Source organism: Bacillus cereus group sp. BfR-BA-01382 (assembly GCF_022663475.1).
GTDB classification, from domain to species: domain Bacteria; phylum Bacillota; class Bacilli; order Bacillales; family Bacillaceae_G; genus Bacillus_A; species Bacillus_A thuringiensis_S.
Map to the genome: position 1 here is coordinate 22,060 of NZ_JAKUFQ010000003.1, position 12,909 is coordinate 34,968.

Consider the following 12,909-nt stretch of genomic DNA (forward strand, 5'->3'; position numbering starts at 1 on the left):
GTTGACAAACGTTTCCTTTTCGCTTTGCATTAACTGCCCGTAAAAGCATAATTAATGTGAGCTTAACGGATTAATGTTTCATTTTATTTGCTGTAATCCACTCTTGTACAGTTGTATACTCTTTGCTATATTGTTTTAGCTTATGGCGAATTTGCCATGCTTTTCCGACTAACGTGATGCGATTTGGTAAAATATAAACTTTCATTTCTATCACGCTCCTTTCAATGTGGTAAAATGTATGAAGAAAGAATAGGAAATAGAACAGGGAGATGAAGTAGTATGAGTAATCTTACAGAGAGAACAGTAAAAACTGAGCCGATTTTTGATGGTAGAGTTATAAAAGTTCGTGTTGATGATGTAGTATTACCAAATGGAGAAATGAGTAAACGTGAAATTGTAAATCACCCTGGTGCAGTTGCGATTATTGCTATTACAGATGAGGGGAAAATTGTGCTTGTTGAGCAGTATCGTAAAGCGCTTGAAAAGGCGATTATAGAAATTCCAGCCGGCAAGTTAGAGCCTGGTGAAAAACCAGAGGTAACAGCAGTTCGTGAATTAGAAGAGGAAACAGGATATGTATGTGAAAATATGGAGCTTATTACTTCTTTCTATACATCTCCAGGATTCGCAGATGAAATTTTATATGTATATAAAGCGACAGGTTTGACAAAAAAAGAAAATAAAGCTGAGTTAGATGAAGATGAGTTTGTGGAATTAATGGAAGTATCGTTAGAAGAAGCGATTACTCTTATGAAAAATCTTCGTATTCATGATGCGAAGACGATGTTTGCAGTACAATATTTACAACTACAAAAATAAACACTCGCCAAAGGCGAGTGTTTTTAATTGATTTTTGCATATACACGTGCATCACGTAAGCTACCGTCTGGTGCTAGGAAATCATTTTCCATTGTACCTTCTAGAATGAATTCTAAACGTTCTGCTAAGCTACATGCATTTATATTTGTTGCATCAGTACGAATTTCAATTCTTCTAGCGCCTAGTTTATCAAAGGCGAATTGGATAGCGCCTTTAACAGCTTCAGTCATATAGCCTTGTTTTGTATAATCGCTATGCAACCAGAAGTGAAGTGAAAACTTTGGAATATCCCAGTTTTCAGGTTTTAGTGTAATTGCTCCGATGAATGTACCAGATACTTTATCGTATAAGTGAAAATCAAGTGTTTCACGAAGTAAAAACTGTCCGTGAGCTTCGCGAACAATTTCTTCAGCACTCTCTTCTGTTTCAGCGTTAATTGGTACCCACGGTACTAAGTCTTCTAGAGAAGCTTGGATTGCTTCATATACTTCTGCACCATCACCTGGAAATGGTTTACGAACTTGTAAGCGTTCAGTTTGAAATAATGTTGGAAAATCTAATAATAATGGTTTCAAGAGAAATCCCTCCTATTCTCTACTTTTTAGTTTAGCAAAGTAGAGCGGAATTTCAATGTTAATTCGTCATACTTTTTTCTTTCTTTCATACATTTTTAATAAGAGTGTGAACGGAGGGAAGAAAAATGTGGCGAAAAAATTGGCAAGACCGTGTAATGTCTCACATACAGGAAAACTCTTCATTATATATATTTAACGCTGTTTTATTATTGATGGGAGTAATATTTGGAGCCATTCTTGTGAATAGTTTACAAATCAATCAAAAACAAGATTTATCATTTTATTTACAACGTTTTTTTGGACAAGTCTCTAAAGGAGAATTTGCCATTGCGGGCGAAATGTTTCGAGAAAGTTACTTTTCGCAATTAAAATACATCGGATTTATTTGGATTTTAGGGATTTCAATTATTGGATTACCACTTATTTTTATTTTATTATTTGTAAAAGGAGTTGTTGTTGGATTTACAGTTGGTTTTTTAGTAAGTCAGCATGGATGGAATGGACTATTATTAGCATTTGTATCTGTTTTGCCACAAAATTTAATTATCATTCCAGTCTTTCTCATTATGACAACCATTGCTGCAAGTTTTTCTTTACGGATGATTAGGCATCAATTTATTAGAAAAATAACCGAGCCACTATTACCATTATTAATCCGGTATACATGTTTCTTTCTTGTAATTGGAGCAGTATTAGCAATGGCTTGTAGTGTGGAGGCTTACGCATCACCAGTTTTAATGAAAGAAGTTGTTGAGGCTATTAATAAAAAATAAATATTTTTTGAGAATAATTATCAATTTGTTTTTATTGTTTTTCTTTTGACAGAAGCCCTTCTTCTGATATAATGGTGTAAGAGTGGCGAGGAGGGAGTAGTACCGAATGGAAGAAAGAATTGAACGAATTAAGAAGCAATTACATGCAGCGAGCTATAAATTAACACCGCAACGTGAAGCAACAGTTCGTGTGCTGCTAGAAAATGAAGAAGATCATTTAAGCGCAGAAGATGTTTACCTCCTTGTAAAAGAAAAGTCGCCAGAGATCGGATTAGCAACCGTCTATCGAACTTTAGAACTATTATCTGAGTTAAAAGTTGTCGATAAGATTAACTTCGGAGACGGTGTTTCACGCTATGACTTACGCCAAGAAGGTGCGCAGCGTTTTCACCATCATTTGATTTGTACACAATGTGGTGCTGTACAAGAAATACAAGAAGATTTACTTGGTGAAGTGGAAAGGAAAGTAGAACGAGACTGGAGCTTTAAGGTGAAAGATCATCGTTTAACATTCCATGGGATTTGTAAAAATTGTCAAGAAAATGAAACGGATGAAAAATAACCTTTTCCTATTTATCTAGGAAGAGGTTTTTTATTTGAATAAGGTATAAATTGGTGAAAGCTTGGCATATGTTGTAATAACTTATATTTTGGAGGAATTTACAATGCGCCGAGCTTTAAAATTAACTTTTGATGGAATAAAAGTATTTTTATTATTTACAAGTTGTACGATTTTGTTTTATTTCGCTATACTATGGATAAATGAAGAATATGAAAGCTATCATCGTTATGAAAAACCTAAAGAAGAGACTGTAGAAAAAGTATCAGGGAATGAAGAACCGGCAAAGGATGCTTTCGTAAATAGAATGATGTTTTTCTATGAAAATGGGGAGTAGTGTAGAGTGGAAGATCAATTAAAAGATTTTATTCATTATATGGTTGTCGAAAAAGGATTAGCAAAGAATACAGTAGTATCTTATGAACGGGATTTAAAAAGCTACGTAAAGTATTTGCAAAATGTGGAACAGACGAAAACTTTTCATGAAGTGACCCGTTTACACATTGTTAACTTTTTGCAGTATTTAAAAGAAAACGGAAAATCTTCGAAAACATTGGCGCGTCATATTGCATCAATTCGTTCGTTCCACCAATTTTTACTTCGTGAACGAGCGGTAGAACACGATCCATCCGTACATATTGAAACGCCGCAAGGGGAACGGAAATTACCAAAAGTATTATCAGTTGATGAAGTAGAGGCGTTACTTCAAACACCAAAAATGACAAGTGCTTTTGGGATACGTGATAAGGCGATGCTAGAGTTACTGTATGCGACAGGACTTCGTGTTTCAGAATTGATTGCACTCAATTTAGAAGATGTACATTTAACGATGGGATTTGTTCGTTGCATAGGGAAAGGGAATAAAGAAAGAATTATTCCACTAGGAAGTTTAGCAACGGAAGCGATTCAAAAGTATATTGAAAAAGGAAGAAGAGAATTAATGGGGAAAAAAGTAGTAGATGCACTCTTTTTAAACCATCATGGTAATCGATTATCAAGACAAGGATTTTGGAAAATATTAAAACGATTAGCGAAAGAAGCAAATATTGAAAAAGAGCTTACACCTCATACGTTGCGTCACTCGTTTGCTACGCACTTATTAGAAAATGGAGCAGATTTACGTGCTGTACAAGAAATGCTTGGTCATGCAGATATTTCAACGACGCAAATCTATACGCACGTTTCAAAAACTAGATTAAAAGATGTATATAAACAGTTTCATCCAAGAGCATAGTTACTATGCTCTTTTTTCATAGATTCAGAAGGGAAGACCGTTTCACAGAAACTTCACAAACATTTCGTATATTATTTTCAGCAGAAGACTGGAATATTACAATGTATTTCCTCTATACTAAATAAAGTATAAAGGAGGAAATGATGATGAAAAAACTGATTATAACTTTATTTATCGCGATGCTAGCGTTGGCTGGCTGTAATACAAACAAAGAAGAACCGAAAAAAGAACAGAAACTTGAAGCTGTAAAAGTAGCAGTCCAAACAAATCCGAAAGAAATTAAACCAGGTGAAAAAACAGAAGTACAAGCACTTGTTACACAAGGGAAAGAAAAAGTAACGGATGCCGATGATGTAAAGTTTGAAATTTGGAAAGATGGCGACGAAAAGCACGAGATGTTAGATGGTAAGCATAAAGGAAAAGGTGTTTATGCAGTAGAGAAAACATTCGAAACGGATGGAGTATACCATATTATCGCTCACACAAATGCACGTGAAATGCACGTTATGCCGGAAGTGAAAGTTGCTGTAGGAAATGCGAAAGTAGAAGATGCGAAAAAAGAAAATAGTGATCACAGTGCAGGACATGGAGATCATAAAAGTGACACAATGATCCATCTTATGGCTGGAGACATAAAGGCAAATGCTGAATCTACAATGAAAGTTCATTTAAAGCAAAAAGAAGAAGCATTAACTGGTGCTGAAGTACAACTAGAGATTTGGAAAGATGGTGTTGAAAAACACGAATTTATTCCAGCGAAAGAAGGGAATAAAGGAGAGTATGAAACGAAACATACTTTCAAAGAGAACGGTGCTTACAAAGTGAAAGTGCATGTAAGAAAAGGCGAATTGCATGAACATAAAGAAGAAACAATAGAAGTAAAATAAAAAGTAGCTCTTTAGAGCTACTTTTTATTTTTAATATGAAGAAATAAATCATAAAAAAATTAGCACTTCGTTGCAGAATGGATTACAATAGAAGTGTGAAGAAAATGAGAAATTCTACGAAAATGTATTAAAAAGAAAGCGTAAACATGTTATGATATCAGTATCAGATGTCTGACATCTGACTTAGAAAAAACTAGAAATGTTTTTGAGTCGTTTCAAGTAAAACGAAATAGGTTAGAGAATGGTTTAAAGAAGTACTGTTTGACAATGAGAATTCTTATGGATAACAGTTTCACTTTATAGCGTTTTGAACATACTACAAGAAGTAGAACTGAACTTATAGGAGGTCGCAGTTATGAATAAATATAAACGTATATTCCTAGTCGTAATGGACTCTGTGGGAATCGGTGAAGCACCAGATGCTGAGCAATTTGGTGATTTAGGATCTGACACAATTGGTCACATTGCTGAACATATGAATGGTTTACAAATGCCTAACATGGTGAAATTGGGTCTTGGTAACATTCGTGAAATGAAAGGTATCTCTAAAGTAGAGAAACCACTTGGATATTACACAAAAATGCAAGAGAAATCTACTGGTAAAGATACAATGACAGGTCACTGGGAAATCATGGGCCTTTACATTGATACACCATTCCAAGTGTTCCCGGAAGGATTCCCGAAAGAATTACTTGATGAATTAGAAGAAAAAACAGGCCGTAAAATTATCGGTAATAAGCCAGCTTCTGGAACTGAAATTCTTGATGAACTTGGCCAAGAGCAAATGGAAACCGGCTCTTTAATCGTTTATACTTCTGCTGATAGCGTATTGCAAATTGCAGCACACGAAGAAGTAGTGCCACTTGATGAGTTATATAAAATCTGTAAAATTGCACGTGAATTAACATTAGATGAGAAATACATGGTAGGTCGTGTTATTGCTCGTCCATTCGTTGGTGAACCTGGAAACTTTACACGTACACCAAACCGTCATGATTATGCATTAAAACCATTCGGCCGTACAGTAATGAATGAATTAAAAGATAGTGACTACGATGTAATTGCTATCGGTAAAATCTCTGACATCTATGATGGTGAAGGGGTAACGGAATCACTTCGTACGAAGTCTAACATGGATGGAATGGATAAGCTTGTAGATACATTAAATATGGACTTTACAGGTCTTAGCTTCTTAAACTTAGTTGACTTTGATGCATTATTCGGCCACCGCCGTGATCCACAAGGATACGGAGAGGCTCTGCAAGAATATGATGCACGTCTTCCAGAAGTATTCGCAAAACTACAAGAAGATGATCTATTATTAATTACAGCAGACCACGGTAATGATCCAATTCACCCTGGTACTGACCATACACGTGAATATGTACCATTATTAGCATATAGCCCAAGTATGAAAGAAGGCGGACAAGAGTTACCACTTCGTCAAACATTTGCTGATATTGGTGCAACAGTAGCAGAAAACTTCGGTGTGAAAATGCCAGAATACGGAACAAGCTTCTTAAACGAGCTAAAGAAATAGGGGGATAAACAAATGAATCGTGAACTTATTACAAAATCAGCTTCATACTTAAAAGAGAAATTTCAAGAGACACCACAAGTAGGACTAATCCTTGGATCAGGACTTGGTGTATTAGCAGACGAAATTGAGAACGCAGTAACAGTACCTTACAGTGAAATCCCTGAGTTCCCAGTATCAACTGTAGAAGGCCATGCAGGTCAACTAGTATTTGGTACACTTCAAGGTGTAACAGTAGTAGCAATGCAAGGACGTTTCCACTTCTATGAAGGATACGACATGCAAAAAGTAACATTCCCAGTTCGTGTTATGAAAGAACTAGGTGTAGAAACGGTTGTTGTAACAAACGCAGCTGGTGGTGTAAATACATCATTCGAGCCAGGCGATCTTATGTTAATTTCAGACCACATTAACTTCATGGGTACGAATCCATTAATCGGGCCAAATGATTCTGAAATGGGCGTACGTTTCCCTGATATGTCTACATCGTATACAGTAGAACTTCGTGAAATGGCGAAACAAGTTGCAGCAGACTTAAATATTAAAGTACAAGAAGGTGTATACGTTGGAATGACAGGTCCTGTATATGAAACACCTGCTGAAATTCGTATGCTTCGTACACTTGGCGGAGATGCAGTTGGTATGTCAACAGTACCTGAAGTAATTGTAGCACGTCATGCTGGAATGAAAGTATTAGGTATTTCTTGTATTTCAAATATGGCAGCTGGTATTTTAGATCAGCCACTTCATCACGATGAAGTAATTGAAACGACAGAACGTGTTAAAGCTAACTTCTTAGCATTAGTAAAAGCAATCGTAAAACAAATGAAGGGGTGACTTCACAATGAGAATGGTGGACCTAATTGCAAAAAAACGTGACGGACATGCATTAACGACAGAAGAAATTAACTTTATTGTTGAAGGATATACAAATGGTGATATTCCTGATTATCAAGTAAGTTCACTTGCAATGGCAATTTTCTTCCAAGATATGAACGACCAAGAGCGTGCTGATTTAACGATGGCAATGGTAAATAGCGGCGATACAATTGACTTATCAGCTATTGAAGGTGTAAAAGTAGATAAGCATTCGACAGGTGGTGTTGGTGATACAACAACACTTGTATTAGGTCCATTAGTAGCTGCTTTAGACGTACCAGTAGCGAAAATGTCTGGACGCGGTTTAGGACATACTGGTGGTACAATTGATAAATTAGAAGCAGTTCCAGGATTCCATGTGGAAATTGAAAACGATGAATTCATGCGACTTGTAAATGAAAACAAAATCGCTGTTATCGGCCAAAGTGGTAACTTAACACCTGCTGATAAAAAGTTATATGCACTTCGTGATGTAACAGCAACAGTAAACTCAATTCCGCTTATTGCAAGTTCGATTATGAGTAAAAAAATTGCTGCTGGTGCAGATGCAATTGTTCTTGATGTAAAAACTGGAGCAGGTGCATTTATGAAAACGGATGAAGATGCAAAACGTTTAGCAGAAGCAATGGTACGCATCGGTAATAACGTTGGTCGTAATACGATGGCAGTTATTTCTGATATGAGTCAACCACTCGGTGAAGCTATCGGTAACGCACTAGAAGTACAAGAAGCAATTGATACATTACAAGGTAAAGGGCCAAAAGATTTAGAAGAGCTATGTTTAACACTTGGAAGCCAAATGGTGTACCTTGCTGGACAAGCTTCATCTTTAGAAGATGCACGTGAAAAGCTAATTGAAGTAATGAACAACGGAAAAGCGCTAGAATCATTTAAAACGTTCTTATCAGCGCAAGGCGGCGACGCATCTGTTGTTGATGACCCTTCTAAATTGCCACAAGCACAATTTAAAATTGAAGTGGAAGCGAAAGAAGACGGATATGTATCAGAAATCGTTGCAGACGAAATCGGAACAGCAGCAATGCTTTTAGGAGCAGGACGTGCAACGAAAGAGTCAGAAATTGATTTAGCAGTTGGTCTAATGCTGCGCAAAAAAGTAGGCGATAGCGTGAAGCAAGGTGAATCCCTTGTTACAATTTACGCGAACCGCGAAAATGTTGAAGATGTAAAAGCGAAAATTTATGAGAACATGAAGATCTCTAAAGAACACGTAGATGCACCAACTTTAGTACACGGTATCGTAACGAAGTAATAAAAAAAAGCTGAGGAGATTTCTCCTTGGCTTTTTTTACTATTTTTTGTTTATAATAATAATGGGTGAAATTATGATTAGAATTTGTGCAGTAACAAAAACAGATGAAGTATTATATGATGTTTCTCTAGAAGAAACAAAGAAAGACCATATTGTATGGTATTGGCTAGATTTATATAAGCCAACGAAAGAAGAGTATACATATATTCTGCAAGACCATTTTAAGTTCCATCCCCTTGCAATTGAAGACTGTCTAGAATATGTACAAAGGCCAAAAGTTGATTTTTATGATGGATATAACTTTTTAGTTCTTCACGCGTTTGGAGAAGATGGGCTAGAACCACATGAAATTGATTTGTTTGTTAGTGATCGCTATATTGTTTCTTTCCATTTTTCTCATAATAATGCAATTGAAAGAGTATGGAAAACACTTGGTGAGAAGAGGCGGATTAAGAAAGGACCTTTACATGTAGCACATACAATCACTGATCAAATTGTAGATGATTATTTCGCACCTGTATATTACATTGAAGATCATTTAAATGCGATTGATGATAATTTAACAGGTGAGACAGCAGGAGCCGTGCTAGAAGAAGTATTTGATATTAGGGCAGATTTATCTAAGTTAAGACGTACAATTATTCCAATGCGTGATTTATTGTATCGTATTTTGAATTCCACTCGTTTTTACGGTATAAGTGATCATGAGATTTATTTTAAAGATATACATGATCATTTACTTAAACTTACGGAAATGATTGAGGCAAGTCGAGAGTTAACGGCGGATATTCGGGATAGTTATTTTTCATTAAACTCACATCATATGAATAACATTATGAAAACATTAACTGTATTCTCGACTATTTTCATGCCATTAACATTTATTGCGGGAGTATATGGAATGAACTTTACGCATATGCCAGAGCTTGGTGGACAATATAGTTATTTTATTTGTCTTCTTCTAATGGCATTAATTGGCGGCGGAATGATGGCATGGTTTTATAAAAAAGGATGGTTTAAGTAAAAAACACCGAGGATTTCCTCGGTGTTTTTTCTTAACCAATAGCATGTAATACAAACATAGCTAAGAATAAGCATGTAATGATATACATAGATGGTGCGACTTCTTTACGCTTTCCAAGAGCAACTTTTAAGATAGGGTAAGCAATAAATCCGAACGCAATGCCATCAGCGATACTATATGTGAGCGGGATCATAACGATAATTAAGAATGCTGGAAATCCTTCTGAAAAGTCGTTCAGAGGAATTTGTTGAATGCTTGTAATCATCAGACCGCCAATAATAATTAAGATTGGTGCAATGGCACTATCAGGAATTAATTTGACAAATGGAAGAGCAAACAGTGATGCAAAGAATAGCAACCCAGTAACGATAGACGTCAGACCTGTCTTACCACCTGCAGTAATACCTGCGGCACTTTCTACTGTTGAAACGGTAGGGCTTGTGCCAAATAGACCACATGTCATTGCTGAAATTGCATTGGCTTGGTAAGCACGTGGGAATTTACGATCATCTTCTAATAAACCGTGCAGAAGTCCCATGTTCTCAAAAATAAGCACCATGCTTAAAGAGAATGTTGCAATCCAAAATGGTAAGGAAGAAAGTTTCCCAAATGACATAGCTCCAAACACATCACCGTAATTAGCGAATGAGAATGAACTATTTCCCATTTGACTCGTATCCACAAGACCAAATAACCATGAGATACCAGTTCCTATTGCAATCGTCCATAAAAAGTTTCCACGTACGTTACGAATAAATAATACAAGTGCAATGATAAGAGTAAGTAATGTCGCAAGAACGACAGGATTACTTAATTTCCCCATTGCCACAGCAGTATTTGGGTTCGAAACGACTAAACCACCTTTTTGCAATCCGATAAACGCTAAAAATAATCCAATGCCGACAGTAATCGCTTCCTTTAATGACTTTGGAATTGATACTGATAGCACGCGAGCGATTGGTGTAAAAGCGGCAATTGCAAAAATAATACCAGAGATAAAGACAGCAGCTAATGCTTCTTGCCAAGTTAGTCCAAGCGTATGCACAGCTGTGTACGTGAAGAATGCATTTACACCCATACCAGGGACAAGAATAGCAGGTGCATTTGCCCAAAATGCCATGAGTAGACATCCGACAAATGAACTAAAAACAGTTGCTAAAATTCCAGCTTCAAGAGGAATGCCAGCATCTGATAAGATGGACGCATTTACAATCATAATATATACGATTGTGAAAAATGACGTAACTCCAGCTAAAACTTCTTGTTTTGGTGATGTTTCGTGTAAACCTAATTTAAATGTTCTTTCAAGTATTCCTTTCATGTTAAACCTTCTTTTTCATATCCCTCTCCCACCCGTGATATCTCTTTTGTAAGAGCTCACCGTCCTTTATTATATCAGAACATCATGTTTTTACAACAAGTAAAATGATAACGTTTACTTGTAAAGAGAATTCGTTATAAATACGTAAAAATAGCCCGTATGGATGAAATGATTTCTAATTCACCAGATTGAATGGGCGGGGCTGCTTGTGCATGTAAAGTAGCATAAGACGTAACCTCCCGTGGTAATTGGGCAGATTCTTCAACGAATGAGAGGGGAACAGGATTAATATTTAGATTATATGTACTCGCAATAGCACGAGCTTTTTCTACTGCCTGGTGCAGAGCTTGAATGAGAGCCTTCTCATAATATTTATTTGGATGAGATACTCGGAAACGTAAACCTTTTGCTACATTTGCGCCATTTGATACGGCTATATCATATACTTCCCCAGCTTTTTGTACATTTAAAACGGTAATTTCATACAAATGCTCCACACGGTATCCTTGGAGCAATGCTTTATCATTTACATATTCGTATTGAGGAGTGATCGTATAAGAAATCGTTTCTATATCTTTATCGGCAATACCAAGCTGTTTAAGTGCATCCAGTAATTGTTTTGATTGTACTGCATTTTCTTCCTGCGCTTGTTTTACATTTTTACTATCAGTTCGAATGCCAAGCGTTAATATAACAACGTTTGGTTTTGCTTTGACAACGCCTTCGCCTTGTACAGTAATAGTAGCTTCTTTACCAGTATTAGCTGTGCGTACGTTGTGTAAATAAGGATTTATTCCACCCTGCATTTTCCATCACCATCCTTTTTATATGTATATGTGTGAACAAAAAAGAAATTTATATGAAAAAAGTTACATAAATGAGAATGTTGAGGAAAGAAATCATATACAATATAGGTATTTATAGATTATAATATGTGTAAATATGATAAAAAAGGGACGAGGCTATTGAACGAAAAAAGAGAAACGCTGATTTTAGATTTATCTGCATCATTTCGAAAAATGATACGTTTATTACAAAATGATATTAATACACGTTTTGCAGAACATATGCCATATAATGAATTTTCTGTATTACGTGCGTTATTTTTAAACAGTCCACAGATGGCTTCGCAAATTGCGAGTGAAGTAAACGTAACCTCCAGTCATATTACAGCTGTTACAGATCGACTTGTACGAAAAGGATTAGTAGAAAGAAAACGTTCTAATTCAGATCGTCGTATCGTGTACTTAGAAATTACAGAGCACGGAAGAGAAGTAACTGAAAAACTTGAAGCTGTGCGTAAAGAATATTATAAAGAGAGATTTAAAGGTTGGAGCGACCAAGAAATAGAAATGGTCTTAGAACTATTTGGCCGCGTATTATAATAAATGAGGATAGGAAGCGAAAGCATTCCTATCCTTTTTCTTTTGAATAAAAATATTTTGAAACTCCGATACTTTAATTAAAAGATCGGAGGAAAGATTATGAAATATATTGCTGCACTTACCATTTTATTTGGTAGTTTTTTCTATTTTAAAACATTCACGTACGCAGATACGCCTATCCAAGTGGTGCGAAAAGAAGTGAAGTACATTGAAACTGATAATACAGTTTTATATTCGAAATTATGGGTTCGTTCTATGCAAAACGCAGTATTATTTCACCATAGCGATAATATTCGTAATCGGGACACATTACGTAATGTAACAAGTTCATCGTTTGTTAAAGCGAAGCAACTATCTTTTCAGAAAGCAGCACTTTATATACCGAGACTATCGCAATACGTATCAAAAATAGGGAAAGAAAACATTCAAGTGTACTACATTGCGATTCACTATAATGTGAAAAAAGAAAATGCATATCAATTAGATGGTATGAACTATTTTCTACAAGTATTTGTAAAAGAGCGTGGGGAATGGAAAATTGCCGAAAGTGTAGTTGCACCGACAGAGCAAATTGTGCAAAATGGTGATGGATTTGGGATGAAAGAAGAGATGGTGTATGGGGATAGGAGAGAGAATGTGAAATAAC

Annotated in this window: 16 protein-coding genes; 12 read left to right on the forward strand and 4 right to left on the reverse strand. The window is 36.0% G+C overall.

The genetic code is table 11. From position 1 onward, the window contains the following. Nucleotides 1-70: 70 nt before the first annotated feature. The gene (gene mciZ / locus MR160_RS02080) at nucleotides 71-205 is read right to left on the reverse strand and encodes a Z-ring formation inhibitor MciZ (protein ID WP_000870291.1); all 135 of its coding nucleotides are present in this window, start codon (nucleotides 203-205) and stop codon (nucleotides 71-73) included. Nucleotides 206-279: 74 nt separating this feature from the next. Here mciZ and MR160_RS02085 point away from each other — a divergent pair, with 74 nt between their 5' ends. Continuing rightward, nucleotides 280-819: an NUDIX domain-containing protein gene (locus tag MR160_RS02085; protein WP_000067931.1), complete on the forward strand. Its 540-nt coding sequence runs from the start codon at nucleotides 280-282 to the stop codon at nucleotides 817-819. Between the two features lie 23 nt (nucleotides 820-842). On the opposite strand, the gene MR160_RS02090 is transcribed toward MR160_RS02085, so the two are convergent. Beyond that, nucleotides 843-1,394 carry a GNAT family N-acetyltransferase gene (locus MR160_RS02090; protein ID WP_000803497.1) on the reverse strand — a complete coding sequence of 184 codons (552 nt, stop codon included), beginning with the start codon at nucleotides 1,392-1,394 and terminating at the stop codon, nucleotides 843-845. Between the two features lie 155 nt (nucleotides 1,395-1,549). Between MR160_RS02090 and spoIIM the strand changes: the two genes are divergently transcribed. The 9 genes from spoIIM (at nucleotide 1,550) to corA (ending at nucleotide 9,557) form a co-directional block, all read left to right on the forward strand. Beyond that, nucleotides 1,550-2,167, forward strand: coding sequence for a stage II sporulation protein M (spoIIM, locus tag MR160_RS02095; RefSeq protein WP_223308695.1), 618 nt, complete (start codon nucleotides 1,550-1,552; stop codon nucleotides 2,165-2,167). A 106-nt stretch (nucleotides 2,168-2,273) separates the two neighbouring features. Further along, nucleotides 2,274-2,729 (forward strand): ferric iron uptake transcriptional regulator, encoded by a 456-nt coding sequence (gene fur, locus MR160_RS02100; protein ID WP_000392657.1) that lies wholly within the window; start codon nucleotides 2,274-2,276, stop codon nucleotides 2,727-2,729. Between the two features lie 103 nt (nucleotides 2,730-2,832). Then, nucleotides 2,833-3,063, forward strand: coding sequence for a YqzK family protein (locus MR160_RS02105; RefSeq protein ID WP_001250432.1), 231 nt, complete (start codon nucleotides 2,833-2,835; stop codon nucleotides 3,061-3,063). A 6-nt stretch (nucleotides 3,064-3,069) separates the two neighbouring features. Continuing rightward, nucleotides 3,070-3,960: a site-specific tyrosine recombinase XerD gene (gene xerD, locus MR160_RS02110; RefSeq protein ID WP_000390088.1), complete on the forward strand. Its 891-nt coding sequence runs from the start codon at nucleotides 3,070-3,072 to the stop codon at nucleotides 3,958-3,960. Nucleotides 3,961-4,106: 146 nt separating this feature from the next. Beyond that, on the forward strand, nucleotides 4,107-4,847 hold the full coding sequence (locus MR160_RS02115) for a FixH family protein (protein ID WP_000733456.1): 741 nt from the start codon (nucleotides 4,107-4,109) through the stop codon (nucleotides 4,845-4,847). Nucleotides 4,848-5,202: 355 nt separating this feature from the next. Next, a complete protein-coding gene (deoB, locus tag MR160_RS02120) occupies nucleotides 5,203-6,387 on the forward strand; it encodes a phosphopentomutase (RefSeq protein ID WP_001046081.1) in 1,185 nt (394 codons plus the stop codon). Between the two features lie 12 nt (nucleotides 6,388-6,399). Continuing rightward, the gene (locus MR160_RS02125) at nucleotides 6,400-7,221 is read left to right on the forward strand and encodes a purine-nucleoside phosphorylase (protein WP_001078446.1); all 822 of its coding nucleotides are present in this window, start codon (nucleotides 6,400-6,402) and stop codon (nucleotides 7,219-7,221) included. A 7-nt stretch (nucleotides 7,222-7,228) separates the two neighbouring features. Beyond that, the gene (locus MR160_RS02130; RefSeq protein WP_001243069.1) at nucleotides 7,229-8,533 is read left to right on the forward strand and encodes a pyrimidine-nucleoside phosphorylase; all 1,305 of its coding nucleotides are present in this window, start codon (nucleotides 7,229-7,231) and stop codon (nucleotides 8,531-8,533) included. A 61-nt stretch (nucleotides 8,534-8,594) separates the two neighbouring features. After that, complete coding sequence (gene corA / locus MR160_RS02135) at nucleotides 8,595-9,557, forward strand: magnesium/cobalt transporter CorA (RefSeq protein ID WP_002026281.1); 963 nt, start codon at nucleotides 8,595-8,597, stop codon at nucleotides 9,555-9,557. Nucleotides 9,558-9,588: 31 nt separating this feature from the next. Here corA and MR160_RS02140 read toward each other — a convergent pair whose 3' ends face one another. Further along, the gene (locus tag MR160_RS02140; protein WP_000676243.1) at nucleotides 9,589-10,878 is read right to left on the reverse strand and encodes an NCS2 family permease; all 1,290 of its coding nucleotides are present in this window, start codon (nucleotides 10,876-10,878) and stop codon (nucleotides 9,589-9,591) included. Nucleotides 10,879-11,012: 134 nt separating this feature from the next. Next, nucleotides 11,013-11,684 carry an SIMPL domain-containing protein gene (locus tag MR160_RS02145; RefSeq protein ID WP_001161431.1) on the reverse strand — a complete coding sequence of 224 codons (672 nt, stop codon included), beginning with the start codon at nucleotides 11,682-11,684 and terminating at the stop codon, nucleotides 11,013-11,015. Between the two features lie 159 nt (nucleotides 11,685-11,843). Between MR160_RS02145 and MR160_RS02150 the strand changes: the two genes are divergently transcribed. After that, on the forward strand, nucleotides 11,844-12,263 hold the full coding sequence (locus tag MR160_RS02150; protein WP_001003307.1) for a MarR family winged helix-turn-helix transcriptional regulator: 420 nt from the start codon (nucleotides 11,844-11,846) through the stop codon (nucleotides 12,261-12,263). A gap of 99 nt (nucleotides 12,264-12,362) precedes the next feature. Beyond that, nucleotides 12,363-12,908 (forward strand): hypothetical protein, encoded by a 546-nt coding sequence (locus MR160_RS02155; RefSeq protein ID WP_000873788.1) that lies wholly within the window; start codon nucleotides 12,363-12,365, stop codon nucleotides 12,906-12,908. The last annotated feature ends 1 nt before the right edge of the window (nucleotide 12,909 follow it).